General features: G+C 65.4%; 14 protein-coding genes. 7 read left to right on the top strand and 7 right to left on the bottom strand.

All coding sequences use genetic code 11. The annotated features are described in order from the left end of the window. Nucleotides 1-52 precede the first annotated feature (52 nt). Nucleotides 53-1090, bottom strand: a complete 1038-nt coding sequence (locus tag FVF75_RS11845; protein WP_148378186.1) for a substrate-binding domain-containing protein — start codon at nucleotides 1088-1090, stop codon at nucleotides 53-55. A gap of 129 nt (nucleotides 1091-1219) precedes the next feature. Beyond that, nucleotides 1220-2284 carry an ATP-binding protein gene (locus FVF75_RS11840; RefSeq protein ID WP_148378185.1) on the bottom strand — a complete coding sequence of 355 codons (1065 nt, stop codon included), beginning with the start codon at nucleotides 2282-2284 and terminating at the stop codon, nucleotides 1220-1222. A gap of 1273 nt (nucleotides 2285-3557) precedes the next feature. Between FVF75_RS11840 and FVF75_RS11835 the strand changes: the two genes are divergently transcribed. Continuing rightward, a complete protein-coding gene (locus tag FVF75_RS11835; protein WP_246138069.1) occupies nucleotides 3558-5282 on the top strand; it encodes an autotransporter assembly complex protein TamA in 1725 nt (574 codons plus the stop codon). Between the two features lie 20 nt (nucleotides 5283-5302). Further along, complete coding sequence (locus FVF75_RS11830; RefSeq protein ID WP_148378183.1) at nucleotides 5303-9037, top strand: translocation/assembly module TamB domain-containing protein; 3735 nt, start codon at nucleotides 5303-5305, stop codon at nucleotides 9035-9037. A gap of 58 nt (nucleotides 9038-9095) precedes the next feature. On the opposite strand, the gene FVF75_RS11825 is transcribed toward FVF75_RS11830, so the two are convergent. Continuing rightward, entirely contained in the window at nucleotides 9096-9743 is a 648-nt protein-coding gene (locus FVF75_RS11825) for a DUF924 family protein (RefSeq protein ID WP_148378182.1), read from the bottom strand. Nucleotides 9744-10047: 304 nt separating this feature from the next. Here FVF75_RS11825 and FVF75_RS11820 point away from each other — a divergent pair, with 304 nt between their 5' ends. Beyond that, complete coding sequence (locus FVF75_RS11820) at nucleotides 10048-10770, top strand: DsbA family protein (RefSeq protein ID WP_222861224.1); 723 nt, start codon at nucleotides 10048-10050, stop codon at nucleotides 10768-10770. A gap of 16 nt (nucleotides 10771-10786) precedes the next feature. Here FVF75_RS11820 and arsB read toward each other — a convergent pair whose 3' ends face one another. The 4 genes from arsB to FVF75_RS11800 all read right to left on the bottom strand — a co-directional run bounded on the left by arsB (nucleotide 10787) and on the right by FVF75_RS11800 (nucleotide 15387). After that, nucleotides 10787-11806, bottom strand: coding sequence for an ACR3 family arsenite efflux transporter (gene arsB, locus FVF75_RS11815; protein WP_148378181.1), 1020 nt, complete (start codon nucleotides 11804-11806; stop codon nucleotides 10787-10789). Continuing rightward, nucleotides 11803-12126, bottom strand: a complete 324-nt coding sequence (locus FVF75_RS11810; protein WP_148378180.1) for an ArsR/SmtB family transcription factor — start codon at nucleotides 12124-12126, stop codon at nucleotides 11803-11805. Before FVF75_RS11810 ends, arsB begins: the two co-directional genes overlap by 4 nt. A 165-nt stretch (nucleotides 12127-12291) precedes the next feature. Further along, on the bottom strand, nucleotides 12292-12993 hold the full coding sequence (locus FVF75_RS11805) for a sulfite exporter TauE/SafE family protein (RefSeq protein ID WP_148378179.1): 702 nt from the start codon (nucleotides 12991-12993) through the stop codon (nucleotides 12292-12294). A gap of 21 nt (nucleotides 12994-13014) precedes the next feature. Next, entirely contained in the window at nucleotides 13015-15387 is a 2373-nt protein-coding gene (locus FVF75_RS11800; protein ID WP_148378178.1) for a heavy metal translocating P-type ATPase, read from the bottom strand. A gap of 86 nt (nucleotides 15388-15473) precedes the next feature. Here FVF75_RS11800 and FVF75_RS11795 point away from each other — a divergent pair, with 86 nt between their 5' ends. From FVF75_RS11795 to gfa, 4 genes are all read left to right on the top strand, one after another. Then, a complete protein-coding gene (locus FVF75_RS11795) occupies nucleotides 15474-16235 on the top strand; it encodes an IclR family transcriptional regulator (protein WP_148378177.1) in 762 nt (253 codons plus the stop codon). Between the two features lie 133 nt (nucleotides 16236-16368). Beyond that, entirely contained in the window at nucleotides 16369-16935 is a 567-nt protein-coding gene (locus FVF75_RS11790) for a cupredoxin domain-containing protein (RefSeq protein WP_148378176.1), read from the top strand. A 26-nt stretch (nucleotides 16936-16961) separates the two neighbouring features. Further along, nucleotides 16962-18500 (top strand): cbb3-type cytochrome c oxidase subunit I, encoded by a 1539-nt coding sequence (locus FVF75_RS11785; RefSeq protein WP_187393052.1) that lies wholly within the window; start codon nucleotides 16962-16964, stop codon nucleotides 18498-18500. A 374-nt stretch (nucleotides 18501-18874) separates the two neighbouring features. Continuing rightward, nucleotides 18875-19453 carry an S-(hydroxymethyl)glutathione synthase gene (gfa, locus tag FVF75_RS11780; protein WP_148378174.1) on the top strand — a complete coding sequence of 193 codons (579 nt, stop codon included), beginning with the start codon at nucleotides 18875-18877 and terminating at the stop codon, nucleotides 19451-19453. The last annotated feature ends 9 nt before the right edge of the window (nucleotides 19454-19462 follow it).

Raw genomic sequence — 19462 nt, 5'->3', positions numbered from 1 at the left:
CTTTCCTGTTGGTGAGGGCCGGGCCGGTCCGGTGCCGACCCGGCGTCCTTTTCTACATGCCGCCGAGCAGCGTGCGGTTCGCCACCGTCTCCTGGATTTCGGCGAGTTCCGGGTCAGAGACCAGGCCGTAGTCGGCCAGCGGCCCGTCCGGGCCCGCGATGTCGTCGCTGACGAAGAATGCCGCATAGTCCTGCAGGCCAGGTATCGTGTCCAGATGTGCCGCCTTGATGTAGAAAAAGAGCGGGCGGGACACCGGATAAGCACCGCTCGCGATGGTCTCGGTCGAGGGAGCGATGCCGGAAACGGTCGCGACCTTGAGCTTGTCGGCGTTGTTTTCGAAGAACGACAGGCCGAACACGCCGATGCCGTTCGCATCCGCGTCTATACGGGCCAGCGTTTCGGTGTAGTCGCCATCGATATCGACCGACAGGTCGTCGGTGCGCACCGCCATGCAACTGGCCTCGGCGGCATCTTCGTCGCGTCCGTTCATCTGCAGGATCGCGTCCAGGGCGCCACTGTCCTTGCAGCCCTGAAGCAGGATCTTTTCCTCGAAAACTTCGCGGGTGCCGTGCTTGGTGCCGGGAATGAACGCCCGGATCGGCTGATCGGGAAGGTCGGCGCGGACCGCATTCCAGGTGGTGTTGGGATTCGCGCGCATGGTTCCGTCAACCGGCAGTTCGGCGGCCAGCGCCAGATACCAGTCGGCAGGCGTGAACGCGAAGCTGTTGCCGTCGATGTCGCTGGCAAGGACGATGCCGTCAAAACCGATGCGCACCTCGATGATCTCGGTCACGCCGTTTTCGGCGCATACCTCGATTTCGGACGGTTTGATGGCACGGCTGGCATTCGCGATATCAATCGTGTGCTCGCCGACACCTTCACAGAACCGCTTGAGCCCTGCAGATGACCCTCCCGACTCGACGACCGGGGTCGGAAAGCCGAAATTTTCGCCGAACGCCTCGGCAACGATGGAGGCATAGGGAAGCACGGTTGAAGATCCTGCGATCTGCACATTATCCCGGGCAGCGGCTGTGGTGGAGGAGAGGGCTGCAATGGCCAGTGTGGACACCGTGAGGTCTGCAAGTGACATGGTGACTCCTGTCAGGTTCGGTTGGCTGACCACCTTGTCTGTGGTCCCGACCCCGGTTTAGACGCCCCGTGCTTCGCTTTTGTGACAGCTGCGTTACAGTTTCATGACACCCGGTTCCGGGTCTTCTGCTCACGTTTCGGGCTGAAGCAGCGGCAGAATCACAGTGAATTGCGCGCCCTGACCCGGCCGGCTGGTGGCTTTCAGACGGCCGCGATGACGGTTCAGAATATGTTTCACGATGGCCAATCCCAGACCGGTGCCGCCAAGCTCACGGCTGCGGTGGCTGTCGACGCGGTAGAACCGTTCGGTCAGGCGCGGCAGGTGGATCGGGTCGATGCCCGGGCCATGATCGGCAACAACGATCTGCAGGGCCGGGCCGCGCAGAACCGGGTCATGCACACCGGTCTGGGCGGTGATGTCGACGTATTGGTTTTCACCGCCATACTTGATCGCGTTCTCGATCAGATTGGTAAAGACCTGCAGCATCTGATCCGCATCCCCCAGAACACCGAGCGGCGCCGAACCCAGTTGCGGCCGCAATGTCACGCCGCTGTCTGCTGCCAACCGGTCGAGGTTCTGCACCGTGGTTTGCAGCACATCGCGCAGGTCGAGCCGCGTGGTGGGCCGCACCCGCTCGTCAGCCTCCACCCGGCTGAGCGACAACAGATCGCCCACAAGGCGGTTCATGCGCCCGGCCTCGTCCGCCATGATGTTCAGAAAGCGGTCGCGCGCGTCGACATCCTCGCGTGCTGGACCGCGCAGTGTCTCGATGAACCCGATCAGGGAGGCAAGCGGTGTGCGCAACTCGTGGCTGACATTGGCAACGAAGTCGCGGCGCATCCGCTCGGCCTGCGCCAGATCGGTCACGTTCTGAAAGCTCAGCAGCAACAGGCCCGTGTCCGCGATTGCCTGCAGGTGCACATCATAGAGGACATCGCTTCCGTTGACGGTGATCCGATAGGTGGTTCTGCGCGGGGTCCGATCGAGCAGGCATCGCTCCACCGCCTCAACCAGGTCAGGATGGCGAAGGGCCGCGGTAAAGATCTGCCCCACGACGTTCCGACCCAACAGCGTGTCCGCGGCACCATTCAGGGCCACAATTCTCTCCTCCTGGTCGATCACCAGCGTCGGCGCCGGCAGTGCCGAGATCAGATCTTGCACAAGCGTGCCATCGGTCAGGGGGGCGTCGGGCATGATTTTTCCTTCAGTTCACCGGCAGAATACCCCAACCGGCCGTTCGGGGGCAGATCTGGCGGAAGCCGGTGAAATGGGCGGATCGATGTAGCGGCAGTTGGCTGATCCACCGGTTCTCGCTCCGACGAAACATCGCACGGTCACGCGCACGCGATCTGCGCCAGGCGAAACACAGGCGACCGATAGCCTCCGCGCCGACCACGTCGACAGCTAGATGGTGGCTTCCATCGTTCAGTGCGAGCCGGGAACGCAAAGGCAGCGTGAGAACGGCGCAACCGGCAAGACGTGCCCGCTTGCCGCGCTCGCAGGTTTTGGCTTTCCTTCTCCATGCCTTGACCCCGCGGGTTGCAATGCCGAGACCACGGGAACGGTGCCCGCGTTTAACGCCAGGCTAGCGACCGGACCGAGGTCGGCTCGATCCATCGTGGACGATCCACACTGCGAAAATGGGCTTTAGCTTGGCTGATCTAATTCGAAAAGCCCTGATCACCGAAACCGCCTTTTTCTTTGGTTTTCAGCTGGCCAAACTACTTCTCGCGTAAGTGTTCGTGGTCCACGGGATTGAGGCGGAACCGGGCGCGAAGGCATGGTGCAAATAAATGGAAATTCAGAAGGGCGACACTCCGGCAACATGGACCGACGCCAGCCGACCGCGATGCCTTTAAGGCCATAGCCCGCAGACAAGCGTCGCGCGTTCCACGAGACCGAAAAAGTCTGAAGGACTTGGGGTGCGGTCGAAGTGTCGACGCTGCACCCGGTGGTTCGACCAAAACAAATGGTATCTGGTCTAGACCTGAAGCAGGACCCGGCGGCACTGATCCAGCCAAGTTACCAAAGATCCGACAAAATGGGACACACGTGCGGCACGGAGACTATTTCGCCACCGGCGTTTCACCTATTCGGTGTCCGTTCCTCACGAACGCGGTGCCCAGTGGCATTCGGGCTCCGCCGAGGCGCAAATGAAACGCCAATAGCATGACCAACAGGGGGCGCGATGGCGCGCCCGAAGCCTCGGCTTGGGTCCGCGTGTCGGTCATGGCGTCGGAATCCGGCGCAAAGCGATTCCGGGGTTCACAATCAGCGGCGCACCGCCGTATCTGGTGCTGCGTGGCTCGCTTCTGCCGGCAATGATGTTAAGGTGCGGGCAACGGTTGAAAACAGTGCTCACTCATAGACCTCTCACGTACCTCCGGTGTGGAAAATGCCCCTTTTCGGAGCCCGCAACAGGCTGATAAGCCTCGCGATCGCCGCTGCACTCGTGCCAGCGGCCGCGGTGCCGTTGGACCGCTTCGAGTTCGACGTGCAGGGCGGCGATGCAGAGCTGCAAGCCGCGCTGGAGCGCGCGTCGCTGGTGCGAACGGCCAGGGACGACGGCACCACCGACCCACGCGACCTGACCGCGGCGGCGCTGGCTGACTATGCGCGCCTGCTCGATGCGCTTTATGCCGAAGGCTATTACGGCGGGGTAATTCACATCCTGATCGACGGGCGCGAGGCGGCCAACCTGTCGCCGTTTTCCGCCCCGACCCGGATCGACCGCATCGCCATTCAGATCGACCCCGGACCGCAGTTCAGGTTCGCCACCGCCGAGGTCGCGCCGCTGCCGCCCGATGCGACCCTCGCGGCCGAGTTCCGCTCGGGGATGCCCGCGCGCAGCACCCTGATCCGGGGCGCGGTGGAGGCGGGCATTTCCGGCTGGCGCGACGCAGGATACGCGAAAGCCGATATCGCCGGTCAGTCGGTCATCGCCGACCACCGCGATGCAACCCTCGATGCCCGGATCGCGCTCGCGCCCGGCCCGTTGGTGCGGTTCGGCGCGTTGAACCAGACCACGCCCTCCGCCGTGCGCGCCACGCGGATCGCGCGCATCGCGGGCCTGCCCACTGGCAACACCTTTTCGCCGAAAACGCTGGACGAGGTCGCCGCGCGTCTGCGCCGGACCGGCGCGTTTGCCTCGGTCGCGCTGACCGAAGCCGAAACGCTGGGGCCGGGCGATACGATGGACATCGGCCTGGCCGTGACGGACGAAAAGCCCCGTCGTTTCGGTGCCGGGGCCGAGCTTTCTTCGCTCGACGGGCTGACGCTGTCGGCGTTCTGGCTGCACCGCAACCTTCTGGGCGGGGCCGAGCGGTTGCGCATCGACGGCGAGGTGTCGGACATCGACGGATCGTTCGCGGGTATGGACTTCTCGCTCGCCGCCCGGCTGGACATTCCGGCGGCGTTTGGCACCGACACCGGCGCCTATGTCACGGCACGCGCCGAGTATATCGACGACCCGGCCTTTCGCGCCATGCAGGGCGGCGCGGGCGCGGGGGTGAACCGGAGGTTTTCCGACACGCTGGACGGGGAAATCGGCCTCGCCTACCGCTATTCCGTCACCGACGACGACCTTGGACGGCGCTATTTTTCGCTGATCTCGGTGCCCGGCACGATCACCTGGGATCGCCGCGACGACCCGCTCGATGCCACCTCCGGCTTTTATGTCAGCGCGGATCTCGAGCCGTTCTATGACCTCTCCGGCGGTGCCTTCGGCGCGCGCGGCTGGGTAGACCTGCGCGCCTATCGTGCGTTTGCCGATGACTTCGTCATCGCCGGACGCGCGCTGGCAGGAAGCGTTGTCGGGGCAAACGCCGCCGAAGTGCCGCCCGACTACCTGTTCTTCTCGGGCGGCGGCGGCACGGTTCGGGGCTTTCCCTATCAATCGCTCGGTGTCGATATCGGCGGCGGCACGATCATCGGCGGCCGCTCGTTCCTCGGCGCGTCGGGCGAGCTTCGCTACAGCATTAACGACACCTTCGGCCTCGTCGGGTTTGCCGATGTCGGCTATGTCGGCGCGGACGCGTTTCTCGGGGCCGGTGGCGGCTTTCAGGTCGGCGCGGGCGTCGGGTTGCGCTACGACACCGGGATCGGGCCGGTCCGCCTCGACGTGGCCATGCCGGTCTATGGGTCGGGCGGCGACGGGGTCCAGTTCTATGTCGGAATCGGACAATCGTTTTGAAACGCCTCGCCGCCCTTCTCATGCTCCTCATCGCGCTTGCCGCCTTGCCGACGCGCGCGCAGGACGAAGCCTCCGACGACAAGACCTTCCTGGAGAACTGGCTGGAAACGAACCTCTCGTCTGCCGGGCGCGAAGTTCGCGTGACCGGGTTCGCAGGCGCGCTGTCCTCGCGCGCAACCATCGAAGAACTGACGATTGCCGATGATGACGGGGTCTGGCTTGCGCTGCGCGGGGTGCAGCTTGACTGGACGCGCACGGCCTTGCTGGCCGGGCGTCTTGCGGTTGACAACCTTTCGGCCAACGAGATCGAGATCAGCCGGCGTCCGGTCACAGAACCCGCGACACCGCAGGCGACCGCGTCGGAGTTTTCCCTGCCCGAACTGCCGGTCTCGATCGACATCGGCAAGATCGAAGCCGCGCGCGTGATCTTGGGCGAGCCGGTGCTTGGCGTGGCCGCCGAGGTGCGTCTGGAAGGCTCCGGCCAGCTTGAGGGCGGGGCGGGCGCGGCCAAGCTGGTGCTGGAGCGCATCGACGGGGCCGAGGGCGCGCTGACCTTTGCCGGCTCCTACAACAACGAAAGCCGCGTGCTGTCGCTGGATCTGGACCTGAGCGAAGGGCCGGACGGCATCGTCGCGACCCTGACCGGCCTGCCGGGCGGCGCTCCGCTTGGGCTGACGGTTGCGGGCGATGGGCCGCTTGAAGATTTCACCGCCGATGTTGCGCTGACCACCGACGGGGTGGACCGGCTGAGCGGGCAGGTTTTGCTCTCCGCCGACGCCCCCGCGACCGACGCCGCCCTGGGGTTTCGCGCCGACCTTGCGGGCGACCCAAGCCCGCTCTTCGCCGGGGAGTATGGCCGCTTTTTCGGCACCGACGTGCGGCTCGCGCTTGCGGGCGAACGGCACCCCGACGGGCGGCTTGATATCGAGGATTTCGAGATCGCGACCGAGGCGTTGGCGCTTGCTGGATCTGGCAGCCTCAACCCGAAGGGCTGGATCGAGCGGGCCAGCCTGTCGGGCACCATCGCCGCCGCCGATGGCGCGCCGGTGCTGCTGCCGCTGGGCGGCACCCCAACGCGCGTGGATCGGGCCGAGGTCGCGTTCGACTACGACAAGGCGCGCGGCGCCGGCTGGACCGGCACGCTGGTTGTCAACGGAGTCGCGCGCGATGATCTGGCGCTTGCCTCGGCCAGGATAGACGGGGCAGGGACGCTCTATCCGGGCGAAGACGACCAGGTGCCGCGCATCGCCGGACGTCTCGATTTCACCGCAACCGGCATCGCCCCGAGCGACGCCGATCTCGCCGCGGCCCTCGGCCCAACGCTCGCTGGTGGGCTGGACTTCGCGCGCGAGGAATCCGCGCCGCTCCGGCTGAGTGACATCAGCCTGGCCGGAACCGACTACGACCTTGCCGGGGCGACGACTCTGCGCGCCGACTGGAGCAAGCTCGATCTGGTCGCCAGCGGCGACCTTGCGGTCAACGCACGGGATCTGTCGCGCTTTTCCGGCCTTGCCGGGAAGGCGCTGGGCGGGGCCGCGCGGCTTCGGATCGCGGGCGACATGGCGGTTCCGGGCGGGCCGTTCGACCTGACCATCGAGGGCAGTGGCAAGGATCTGGCCATCGGACAGCCGTGGTTCGACCAGCCTTTCGCCGGGGCCAGCACCTTGTCCATCGCCGCCGCCCGCGACGAGACTGCGACCAGGATCGAGCGTTTTGCCATCGCCGCAGCAGGAGCCTCGGCGCGCGGCACCGCGACACTCGCGCCCGACGCCAGCCGGGTCGAGGCGCATGTCGAGGTGCCCGATGCGCGAGTGCTGCACGACGATCTGACCGGCGCGCTCACGCTGGACGGAACCGCGCACCAAACCGGCGAGAGCTGGCAGGTGGTGCTGGACGCCACCGCGCCGGGCGACACCACGGCGCGCCTGAACGGCGTGGTCGTGACGGCGCGATCCGACCCCATCACGATGAGCGGCGAGATCGACGCGCGCGTCGGCAGTCTGGCGCCCTATGGCGGGCTTGCCGGGCGGGCGCTTTCCGGCGGGGCGAGCGTGACCGCGAGCGGGACATTCGCGCCTGACAGCGGCGCCTTCACGCTCGAAGGGCTGGCGGATGGACAAGACCTCCGCTTCGGCCTTGGCGACCTTGACCGGCTGACAGGCGGGGCGAGCCGCGCGGATTTCTCCATTGCCCGTGACGGCGACGGCGATCTGCGCATCGAACGGCTGGTGGTCGAGACGCCGGAACTCACCGCCAGCCTGACCGACGCCAGCACCGACTCCGAGCAGCGCGTGAATGCGCGCGCCCGCTTGCGCGATCTGGGGCTGGTGGTGCCGCGTCTTACGGGGGCGTTCACAGGCGAAGGCAGCGCGGTGCTGAATGGCACCGGCTGGGAGGTTTCTGCAACCGGCGCCGGCCCCGGCGGCACCGAAGTTCGCGCCTCGGGGCAGATCGCGTCGGACGTTTCCCGCGCGACGCTGGCGCTGTCGGGTCGCGCGCCGCTGGCGTTGGCCAACGCATTCATCGCACCGCAACAGGCCGCCGGCATGGCGCGGTTCGACCTCGATCTGAACGGCCCCTTCGCGCTGGCGTCATTGTCGGGCACCGTCAGCACCGACGATGGCCGCCTCGCGGTGCCCGCCTTGCGGATCGCGCTGGAACCGATTTCGGCCACCGCGCGCATTTCAGGTGCGCAGGCAACGATTGACGCCGCCGCGAACGTCTCGTCGGGGGGGCGGATCACCATCACCGGGCCGATATCGCTGAGTGCGCCATACAATGCCGACCTCGCAGTGCGCGCCGAGGCGGTCGGGCTGACGGACCCGGCGCTCTATGACACGGTGGCGAACGGGACCGTCACCATCGCGGGGCCGCTGACCGGCGGCGCGACCCTGTCGGGCCGGATCGCCTTCGGCACCATTGAACTGCGCGTGCCGGAAACCGGTTTCGGCGTCGATGGCGGGTTGCCAGGGCTGCAGCATATCGCCGCGCCAGCCGCGGTGGCGGTGACGCGCCAGCGCGCCGGTCTGACCAATGGGCAATCGGGCAATGGCGGCAGATCCTACGCGCTCGACATCATGCTGTCCGCGCCTTCCCGGGTTTTCCTGCGCGGGCGCGGGCTTGACGCGGAAATGGGCGGGGTGTTGCACCTTGGCGGGACGACGCAGAACATGATCACCGACGGCGGCTTTCACCTGATCCGGGGGCGCCTCGATCTCCTGGGCAATCGGCTTGAACTGACCGAGGGCACCGCCACGCTTCAGGGCAGCCTTGACCCGTTCATCCGGCTGGTGGCCGAAACCCGCGCCGACGACGTGGTGGTGCGCATCACGCTGGAGGGGCTGGCCTCGGACCCGAACGTGACCTTCACCTCGACACCCGACCTGCCCGAGGACGAAATCCTCGCGCGGCTGGTGTTCGGACGCGGGCTCGACCAGATTTCGGCGTTCCAGGCGCTCAACCTCGCGTCGGCGGTGGCCACCTTGTCCGGGAAAGGCGGGGCCGGCGTGATCGGTCGCTTGCGCGACAGTCTCGGTCTTGATGATCTCGATGTGACAACCGATGCCGAGGGCGAGGTTGCGGTGCGCGCCGGAACCTACATTACCGACAATATCTACACCGATGTCACCGTCGGCGCGGATGGCCGATCCGAGATCAACCTGAACCTGTCGATCACGCCGAACATCACCGCGCGTGGGGGGGTGACCTCGGACGGCGACACCGGCATCGGCATCTTCTACGAGAAGGACTACTGAGCGCAGCACGGCCAGCGACGGGGTATCGACGCGCTTGGTGGATTCCGGGGGCAGATCCTTACCGAAACGCCTTCTTGTGCGGGAACTGACCTTCGGTGATGTATGCTTGCTCGGCGGCGGTCGATTTGCGGTTCAGGATTTCATTGCGATGCGGATGCCGGCCGAACGCGGCAATGACCTTGCGAACGTCGCGGGCCTGGTCGGCCAGCGAGGAATAGATCGCCCGCAAGGCGGTGGGCGCGCTGGCGGCAATGTCTTCTCGCAGGCGGATCAGCAGGTCGATGCGCTGCAGATGGTCGGGGCCTTCGCAATGGCCCAATGGCAGGCCGAAGACGATCTGGAACCAGGGCATCTCGAGCGCGGAATAGTGGCCGTTCGAAAGCCCATCCATCACCAGCGACAGCGCATGAGTATCCTGCGCGAACGCGCGCGCATCGTCGCGCCAGACCGAGCGGGAAAACTGGTCGAGAACGATGATCAGGGCGAGGCGTCCGTGCGGGTCCAGCGCCCAGTGCTCAAGCCCGGCCTGTGCCGCCCTGTCGGTGAGGTCGGAGAACCGCGCGATGATCTCATCATCCGCGCCGCCCTGCATCCGCCATCGCCAATGGGCGTGGTGAACCTGCGCCTCGACGCTCAAAAAGCGGCCCTCGGGAAACCAGAACTCGAGAACATCGTCCCATTCCCGACGGTCTTCTGGCGCTGTCATGCCAACTCGCCTTTCGCAATACCGGTTCGGTCTCATCCTTGCCGTTCGGGTGTGGTTTGCAAGGCGGAAGACCGGCTTTCTTCCCGCACGATGCGCCTCGCAGCATGACCCCACGTCGACCGGATATATATCCGCCTTTGTTGCCTGCCGCGACGGATAACGATCGGCCCTTGCGTGAAGCGATCCGCCTCTGGGCTTTCGCCTGCCGGATCGGATACAATGCGGGCAGACGCCGCCGCCAGGAGTCAGGCATGGTGCTGACAAAGCAGCTTGACACCACCCAACCCAGCGAAGGAACAAGCCCATGAGCATGGAATGTGATCCGGAGACCGGAGCCTGCCTTCTGCCGGATGCCGAGACCGCGCGCGACGAGACGGCCACCAGCACGCAGGCGCAGGTCTACTACGTTGGCGATCCGATGTGTTCCTGGTGCTGGGGCATGTCGCCGGAAATCGAGGTCCTGGCCGCGCATTGTGTCGAGCAGGGGTTGGGCTTTCGCCTCGTGATGGGCGGGTTGCGGGCCGGGGGTGGAGATCCCTGGAACGCCGCCTTTCGTGACTTTCTCAGGCAGGAATGGACGCATATCGCGGCGCGGACCGGCCAGCCTTTCGGCTTTCGCCTGCTGGAGCGCTCGGCGTTCTCCTATGACACCGAACCCGCCTGCCGCGCTGTTGTGACGGCCCGAGAGCTTTTCGGCGAGGCACCCGACGCGAGCCACCGGGAGCTGGCCTTTTTCGCGGCGGTTCAGCGCAAGATCTATGTCGAGGGCGAAGACCCCAAGGAACCGGGCTTTTACCGCGATATCTGCACCGCCACGGGCCTCGATCCGGCAGAGTTCGAAAAGAGCTTTTCCAGCCCCGAGGCCGTCGCCGCCACGCAGCGCGAGTTCCAGCTTGCCCGGCAGTTGGGGGTGCGGGGGTTTCCGACCGTGATGCTGCAGACCACGGCGGGTCTGCACGAAATCTCGGTCGGCTACGCGTCCTTCGCCACCCTGTCCAACCGGATTTCCAACCTCAAGGTCACCTGACGGGCACGACCGGGGGTCAGCCCGGGAACCGCGCCCGTGTCCGGTTCGCGATGGCGACGAGGCTCAGCATCACCGGCACCTCGACCAGCACGCCGACCACGGTGGCCAGCGCCGCGCCGGAGTTCAGCCCGAACAACCCGATCGCCACCGCCACCGCCAGTTCAAAGAAATTCGACGTGCCGATCAACGCGCAGGGGGCGGCGACCTTGTGCGGCACCCGCCAGGCCCAGGCCCAGGCGTAGGCGATGGCGAAGATGCCGTAGGACTGGACCAGGATCGGCGCCGCGATCAGCGCGATCAGGATCGGTTGTGCGAGGATCACCGGCCCCTGGAAACCGAACAGGAGCACCACGGTCAGCAGGAGCCCGACGATCGAGGCCGGCTTGATCCGCGCGGTGAACGCCGCCACCGCCGCCTCGCCACCCCGTGCGATCAGCGCGCGCCGGGTGAGCGCCCCCGCGATCAGCGGAATGACGACATAAAGCGCGACCGACAGGATCAGCGTCTCCCACGGCACGCTGATGTCGGTGACGCCCAGCAGAAAGGCCACGATCGGCGCGAAGGCCACCACCATGATCAGGTCGTTCACCGAGACCTGCACCAGCGTGTAGTTCGGATCGCCCCGGGTCAATTGCGACCAGACGAAAACCATCGCCGTGCAGGGGGCGGCCCCCAGGATGATCAGCCCCGCGATGTATTCGGGTGCGCGCTCGGGGTCGATCAGCCCGGCAAAGACATGGTCGAAGAACAGGACCGCAAGCGCGGCCATCGTGAACGGCTTGACCAGCCAGTTGATCACCAGCGTGATGATCAGACCCTTGGGGCGCTGTCCGACGGATTTCAATGAGCTGAAATCGACGGCGATCATCATCGGATAGACCATCGCCCAGATCAGGACGGCGACGACAAGGTTGACCGATGCGTATTCCAGCCCGGCCAGCGCGCCGAACACGCCGGGGGCGAGGGAGCCGAGAGCCAGCCCGGCCACGATGCACAACCCGACCCAAAGGCTCAGCCAGCGTTCGAACAGGCTCATGCGGTGTCCCTTTCATCCGGCACGTGACAGGCATCCCCGGCGGGCGGGGCCAGCGTATCGATGAATGCGACCAGCGGTGCCAGCGCGGCGGGGTTCAGCGCATAGCAGATGCGCGGGCCCGAGATCTCGCCGGTGATGACGCCTGCGGCCTTGAGGATGCGCAGATGCTCGGACACCGTGGATTGGGCCAGACCAACCGCCGCAACGATATCGCCGCCGATGCAGCCGGGGGTGGCCAGCAGAAGGCGAAGGATGCGCAGGCGGGCCGGATGCGCCAGCGCCCGTGCCAGTTCAGCGATGTCTTCATCTGTATCGCGCATCCGCAGCCCCTCTTTTCGTCAATCGTCGATAGACGGTCAAAGGCGTGTGTGCAATGGGTTTTCGCGACCGCGTGCAGGTGGCCAGGGGCGCGAGTTCGGCGCGGCAAGCGATCCACCCGCGCGGCGAAAACCCATACGGAGACGTATGGCCGTATTGCTCAGCCGTCAGTGTCCGGGTGCATGACCATGCGCCTGGCCCTGCAGTGCCATCACGACGGTATAGATCCCGAACAGAACGATCAGCAGGCCGCTCGCCTGACGGAGCAAGGGGTGGCGCACCCATTTGCGCAGTGCGCCTGCGAAGGTGCCGAAGGACAGGAGCGCGGGCAATGTGCCAAGGCCGAAGGCGGCCATGATCAGGGCGCCGCTGAAAGGTGACGCCGAGGCCATGGCTAGGGCCAGCGCCGAATAGACCAGCCCGCAGGGAAGCCAGCCCCAGATCAGCCCAAGCCCGAAGGCCTGCACCGTCGATGTGACCGGCAGGAAGCCGCGACCCAGCGGCTCGATCCTGTTCCACAGGCTCTGTCCGCCCTTTTCCAGCACGGTGATCGCCCGCCACCAGCCCGCCAGGTAGAGCCCCAGCGCGATCATCATCAACCCGGCGATCATCCGACCGATCGGCAGCGCGTTTCCGTAGCTGGCCGTGGCCGCGAGCGCACCGAGCAGACCCGCGATCACACCGGCAAAGGCATAGCTGGTGATCCGGCCGGCGTTGTAGCTCAGGTGAAACCGCATGCGCCCGCCCGCGCGCAACGGTTTCGGGTCGATGCCGACATCCAGGGCGCCCACGATGCCGCCGCACATGCCCAGGCAATGGGTCAGGCCGAACAGACCGATCATGAACGCGGTAGCGAGGTCGAATTGCATGCAGGTGGGCTACCTTCGTGGCTATAGCCGGGCGAGTCTCGCCTTGTTGCGGGTGGAGTCGGCGGGCGGTTCGGCAGTCAGGATCGTCGCGGGCTTGGGCAGGCCGCGGGTCGAATTCCAGACCACCAGCAGGCTGCTCGATGACATGGCCAGCGCCGCGAACAGCGGGTTCAACAGCCCCAGCACGGCCAGCGGAATGGCGGTCGCGTTATAAAGCAATGCCCAGCCGAGGTTCTGCTTGATCCGGCGGCGCGTGACTGCGGCGAGCATGAACGCGTCGGGGATCGAGTTCAGGTCATCGCCCGGAATGACGATATCGGCGGCCTCGGCGGCCAGGGCGGTCGGCGTGCCGAAGGCGACGCTCAGATCGGCCTCGGCCAGTGCCGGGGCGTCGTTCGAGCCGTCACCGATCATCGCGACGGTCCCTTCGCCCCGGTAGTGGCGCACGATGGCGGCCTTCGCCTCGGGCGGCACGCCCAGATGCACCTCGTCAAAGGCATCCTCGTAGCCATGCGCGTGTTCCGCCCCGGACAGCAGCACGACACGGGTGTTGCGGCGCGCCCGCTCGACGATGTCGCGCCAGCCCGCCCGCTCGGTATCGCGCGTCTTGAAGGCGCCGTGCGCGCGGCCCTCCCAGCCGACGAAGGACACGACATCCTCGCCGGGCTTGTCGCCGGAAATCGCGGCGCGCAGCGCGTCGGGGATCTCCCAGCCGAGGTTGGCGAACAACTGCCGGCTTCCCACCGCGACGCGCACGCCGTCGACCGACGCGACGACGCCGCGGCCTGGGTGCGGCTCGATCTCGGTGGCTTCGAGCGACTGGTCCAGCCGGGCAATGGCTTCGGCGATGGGGTGGCGCGAGCGCCGCTCGACAGCGGCGGCCCGCGCAATCGCCTCGGGCGGGCCGACATGGCTGACCACCGACATCTCGCCCGTGGACAGCGTGCCGGTCTTGTCGAAGATGATCGTGTCGAACATGCGCGGTCGGTCGAAAATGTCGGCACTGGTGAAGATGATGCCGCGCCTCAGCGCCGCCGAAACACCGGCGGCGGTGGCCAGTGGAGTTGCCAGACCGAAGGTGCAGGGGCAGGACACGATCAGCGTGGTCAGCCCGATCAGCACCGCCGCGCGCAGCCCGCCGCCCGAAGCGAACACCCAGATCGACACGGTCGCCGCCAGCATCAGCACCGCCGGCACGAAGGCCCGTGCCACCCGGTCGGCAAAGCCGCGCGCCCCGACGGTCGAGCTTTGCACGTCCCACAGGATGCGGGTGAGCGCTTCGAGCTGGCTTTCCGCCTCGGCATCCGCGACCAGGGTGATTTCGCCCTCGACCACGATGGTCCCGCCCTGGGCGCGGTCGCCGACGCCAAGGCGGACCGGGAAGGGCTCGCCGGTCAGGAGCGAGGCATCCACGGCGGCGCTGCCGCGCTGGATGATCCCGTCCAGTGGGATCGCCTCGCCCGGTCCCACCGAAAACGGCTCGCCGGGGTGCAACTCGTCCAGCGGCACGATCTTCTGGCGACCGTCACGGGTGACGCGGGCCACCGGCGTCCAGGCGTCCATCAGCGCTTCGAGCTCGTGCGAGGCGGTCTCGCGCGCGCCGGCTTCGAAATAGCGCCCGACGGTCACGACCGTCAGGATCGCGGCGGCAACGTCGAAATACAACTCGTCCAGATTGCCGCGGAAATACTGGATCGAGGAATAGGCATAGGCGGACAGGATCGCGATGGCCAAGAGGTTGTCCATGTTCAGAACGCCCGCACGCAGCCCCACGAGCGCACCGCGGTAGATCGGCAATCCGACATAGCCGACCATCACGCTTGTCAGCACGAAGATGGCCAGCGGGGCCGCGACATAGGCCAGCCAATGCACCGGCTCCAGATCGGCGGCGTCGACCAGGCCCAGGTGCGAGGGATAGAAAAAGGCCAGGTTGAGCATCATCACCACGGAGGCCAGCGACGTGACCGCGACCACCCGCAAGAGCGCAAGGTTGCTGTCGCGGGCCGCGCGTGGTTGCGAGCGTGGCGTCACCTTGTAGCCCGCCGTGCTGAGCAGTTCCGGCAGATCGGCGGCATTGACCTTTTCGGGGTCATAGCTCACCCGCGCCGTCGAGGTCGCGTAGCTTGATCGCACCTCGTGAATGCCGTCGATTCTTTCCGCCATGTGGTCGATAAGCACTTCGCAGGACGAACAATGCATCCCCTCGATGCGCAGAAACGCCTCGGCACCCTCGACCTTTTCGCCGGGCTCGGCGCGGTCGGTCGCCTTGCGATTGGCCAGGATATCCTCGCCAAAACTCAGAAAAACCTGACGACAACCCGGGCAGCAGAAGATTTTTCCATCCGCCTCGAAGGGCGGCGATGGTGTAGGTAATCCGCAAAGCTGGCAGGTCATGGGTCAGTCACTACCAAATAGCTTGATTTGACGTAAACAAGATACGTATGATCACCATACGATAACGAATTGCAAGAGATGAGAATATGTCAGTCACCCGAGCGCTGAACATCGTTCGCGCCGTCGCCAAGGCCGAAGGCCCCCTGACCCCGACCGAGATCGCGGAACGGATCGGCGTGCCGCGCGCCAGCGTCTATCGCCTGATCAAGTCGCTGGAAGAGGAAAACGTCCTGTCCCGCTCGGCGGACGGGGCCACGATCGAGGTGACATCGGCCTTCCTGCGCACGATGATCGCCGGGGCCAGCACCAACCAGATCATCGCCGGTTTCCAGGAAACCCTGGCCTGCACCGCCAATACCTGGGGGGCATCGGCGTTCCTGGCGCGGCTTGACGGCACATCGGTCGAGGTCGTGCATTCGGTGGCGCCCTGCGATACGAAATCGGGCTATGTCCATCCCGGCAGCGGCGTGCGCCCCGCCCACGCGTGTTCGGCCTCGCGCGCAATCCTGGCGTTCTTGCCGGAGGCGAAGGCGGCGGCGATCATGGGTGACGACTTCGAGGCGTTCACCGACAAGACGCTGGTCGACAAGGATGCGATCCAACGCGAACTCGCCCTGACGCGCGAACGCGGCTACGCGATCTGCGACGAGGAAATCGACCCCGGCATCACCAGTATCGCGGCACCCGTTATCGTGGGCCGCGCGGGTGTCGTCTATTCACTGGGTATCGTGTCGTTCAGCAAGCACATCCACACGCACGGTTTTCCGACCGTGGGCGAATACCTTCACGCCAAGGCAAAAGGCGCGGTGCTGAACGCCACCCAGAACCTCTTCGAATTCGCCGCATGAGCGCGGCGGCGCAAGCAATGACAGACAAGGAGGATACATGACGCTCGACTGACACGACATTCGGCCACCGGGGAGAAAAGAGCTGAAATGGCCGTCCCGGTCGCTTTGACCTACACAACAAGGAGGGACTACCGTGCTTGATTTCGTCTATCAATCTGGATGGGGCGCATTTGGCGTGCTGCTTCTGTTCCAGATCCCGTTTCTCGTGGTTTTCCTGACGATCGTTTTCCGCAAGGCCTACGTCAACACCGCGCCCAGTGCCATTTCCGACAGCAGCGTCGCGAGATGGCGCAGCAGTTGGCTTGCGCTGGCGATCGCGCTTTTTCTGATCATCAACCTGGCATCCATCAAGTTCTTTCCGGCCGTCTACAGCGCGCGCGCTGCCGCGAGCGGCGTTGCGGTTACCGATGTCACCGTCGACGCGCAGTCCTGGTATTACGACATGTCGGCCCAGGAATTCGAGGCCGGCAAGCCGGTGCGCTTCAATGCGCAGAGCCTGGACACGGTGCACGGGTTCGCGGTGTATCACCCCGACGGACACATTCTGTTCACCATGATGCTGATCCCGGGCGTGGGCCGGTCGTCGCTGATCTACACCTTCGACGAGCCGGGCACCTACAAGGTGCGCTGTCTGGAATATTGCGGCATGTCGCATCACGAAATGAGTGACGAGATCATCGTCACCGCGTCCGCAAGCTAAGGGAACAGGGAGGAAACGAAATGTCGATGGCATCCACAATGGTAGCCAGCGTTCCGGTATTTGGACGCATGTTCAAGCTCGAAGGCGAACCCGAGCTGCACGATATCAACGCATGGCCAGCGGCCATGATCATGGCCTCTTTCATCTGGTTCTCGGTCGCGGTGCTTCTGGGCATCTCGATGCCGCTGACCCAGATGCTGGGGCTGGACGCCAGCCTGTTCTACACGGCGGTCACCGCCCACGGGGCGGCGATGGCCTTTCCGTATGTGTTCCAACTGATGATGGGCGTCGGACTTCACCGCGCGGCGGGGTGCCTTGGCAAACCGCTCACCGGATGGCTTCCCGCGGCTGCGTTCTGGTGCATGAACATCGGCGGCATTCTTTTCACCATCGCCATCCTTATGGGCCTGAAGATCAGCTATGCCGTGATGTATCCGCTGCCGATCGTCGGTGTCGAAACCGGCCAGTGGAGCATGACCTCGGTGGTGATCGGTTTCACCGGCATCGCGGGCATCCTGCTGACGGTGATCCTTCTGTACCCGGTGCTGACCATCAAGCTGATGTTCTTCGGCAAAGAGCGCGAAGAGCTGGTTCTCAGCCGGCGCACGCTTGGCGATCCGGGAATGCTGGGCATGGCGATGGCAGCCTTCGTGCTGCTGATCATGGGCATGCCCCTGTTGATCGTGGCAAGCGCGGTTCTGCTGGCGCTGTATCACATCATCCCGTTTGCCTGGGTCGGATGGGCCACGGACCCGCTGGTCTTCCAGTTCGTGTTCTACATCTTCGCGCACAACCTGATGGAAGCCATGGCGATCATGGTCATCTCGGCGGTCTATGCGACGCTGCCGCTGTATCTGGCGGACGGCACCCGCAAGCTTTACAGCACCAAGGCGGCCAACCTCGCGCTGTGGATCCTGCTGCTGACCTCGGTCACATCGTTCTTCCACCACTTCTACACGATGTTCCCAGCCCTGCCATCGGCGCTGAGTTACCACGGCAACATCATGAGTTGGGGCACCGCGATCGGTGCGGCGATCACGATCTTTACCGTGGCGATGACGATCATCAAGCATGGGCTGCGTCCCGAAGCCGGCATTATGGCTGTGCTGATGGGGTTCACGCTCTACATCCTTGACGGCGCCAGCGCGATCGTGACCTCGAACGTCGCGTTCTCGTTCCAGCTTCACGGCACGATGTGGCAGGCCGGCCATACGATGGCGGTTCTGATTGCCATGTCGATGATGTGGATGGGCGTCCTGCTGCACCACTACCCGGTGCTCACCGGGCGGGTGCTGGACCCGATGCGCGGCAAATGGTTCGTGATCCTGTTCACGGTCGGTGCCATCGGCGTCAGCTATGCCTTCCTGGCCGCCGGCGCCGCCGGGATGCCCCGCCGCTTTGCCTCGTGGAACCAGGAGGGCTGGATGATCTACGGCTATCTCATCCTGTTCTTCGGTCTGTGCCTGGCGCTGTCGATGGTGATCTTCCTGATCGACGTGTCCAAGGCACGCCGCATCGGAGAGGGCGTGGTGGCCTCGCCGCCGAAGGCCGCCCCGGCCGAATAGGCCGGCATAGCCCTTTCGGGCTCCAGCGGAGGCGCCATGCCGGTGCCTCCGAAAGTCATGCGTGATCGCGCGCAGATATCCGGCTCGCGTTCGGCAATGCCAGCGCCGGAAATGCCGGCGCGGGATTATCGCAGAATGGATTTCGGTCTCAAAATGTGATAAGGATTCGGGCAGGATCGGAGGCCCGATCCGGGGGGAATTCAATGCATACACGTGCCGCCGCCGCTGTCGCCGCGGGCAATCTGCCTGTGCGGGTGGACCTGACCGCGGTTGGCCTGAACGTCCCGGGTCCGACCTCACGTCACAAGACACGTTCACCCCGACCGTGGCGATCCATTGATTTCATGACCAGATACTAACCAGGGAGATATGGAATGGCCGGCACGATCAAACTTCACCCCTCCATCGACAACGGTCTGGTGGCCGGAAGCAAGGACTTCCAGGGCGGCACCCTCAGCTGCAAATGCGCAAAAGACCCCGTGACCGTGCGGGTCGACAGCCAGTGCCTGCACAACCATGCCTGCGGCTGCACCAAATGCTGGAAACCCGAGGGCGCGATCTTTTCGGTCGTGGCGGTCGTGCCGCGCGACAAGGTCAGCGTGACCGCCAATGGCGACAAGCTGAAGATCGTCGACGACAAGGCAACGATCCAGCGCCACGCCTGCAGGGACTGCGGCGTCCACCTGTTCGGGCGGATCGAGGACCAGGGCCATGCGTTCCACGGGCTTGATTTCATCCACGTCGAACTGAGCAAGGACAAGGGCTGGGCCGCACCGGAGTTCGCGGCCTTCGTGTCCTCGGTCATCGAGGGCGGCACCAAACCCGACGCGATGGACGGCATCCGGGCCCAGTTGAAGAAGATCGGGCTCGAACCCTACGACTGTCTGTCGCCTGCCTTGATGGATGCGCTTGCGACACACGCGGCCAAGAAGTCGGGCGTGCTGCAAGCCTGAGATCTGGCG

The sequence above is a fragment of the Maritimibacter fusiformis genome (genome assembly GCF_008086115.1).
Lineage (GTDB): Bacteria > Pseudomonadota > Alphaproteobacteria > Rhodobacterales > Rhodobacteraceae > Muriiphilus > Muriiphilus fusiformis.
Note: the sequence above shows the minus strand (reverse complement) of the source record. Positions and strands in the feature narration are given on the sequence as shown.

Coding starts and splice junctions, on each gene's coding strand:
- FVF75_RS11845 (WP_148378186.1), bottom strand. CDS start 1,090: ATGTCACTTGCAGACCTCACGGTGTCCACACTGGCCATTGCAGCCCTC.
- FVF75_RS11840 (WP_148378185.1), bottom strand. CDS start 2,284: ATGCCCGACGCCCCCCTGACCGATGGCACGCTTGTGCAAGATCTGATC.
- FVF75_RS11830 (WP_148378183.1), top strand. CDS start 5,303: ATGCTCCTCATCGCGCTTGCCGCCTTGCCGACGCGCGCGCAGGACGAA.
- FVF75_RS11825 (WP_148378182.1), bottom strand. CDS start 9,743: ATGACAGCGCCAGAAGACCGTCGGGAATGGGACGATGTTCTCGAGTTC.
- FVF75_RS11820 (WP_222861224.1), top strand. CDS start 10,048: ATGAGCATGGAATGTGATCCGGAGACCGGAGCCTGCCTTCTGCCGGAT.
- arsB (WP_148378181.1), bottom strand. CDS start 11,806: ATGAGCCTGTTCGAACGCTGGCTGAGCCTTTGGGTCGGGTTGTGCATC.
- FVF75_RS11810 (WP_148378180.1), bottom strand. CDS start 12,126: ATGCGCGATACAGATGAAGACATCGCTGAACTGGCACGGGCGCTGGCG.
- FVF75_RS11805 (WP_148378179.1), bottom strand. CDS start 12,993: ATGCAATTCGACCTCGCTACCGCGTTCATGATCGGTCTGTTCGGCCTG.
- FVF75_RS11800 (WP_148378178.1), bottom strand. CDS start 15,387: ATGACCTGCCAGCTTTGCGGATTACCTACACCATCGCCGCCCTTCGAG.
- FVF75_RS11795 (WP_148378177.1), top strand. CDS start 15,474: ATGTCAGTCACCCGAGCGCTGAACATCGTTCGCGCCGTCGCCAAGGCC.
- FVF75_RS11785 (WP_187393052.1), top strand. CDS start 16,962: ATGGCATCCACAATGGTAGCCAGCGTTCCGGTATTTGGACGCATGTTC.
- gfa (WP_148378174.1), top strand. CDS start 18,875: ATGGCCGGCACGATCAAACTTCACCCCTCCATCGACAACGGTCTGGTG.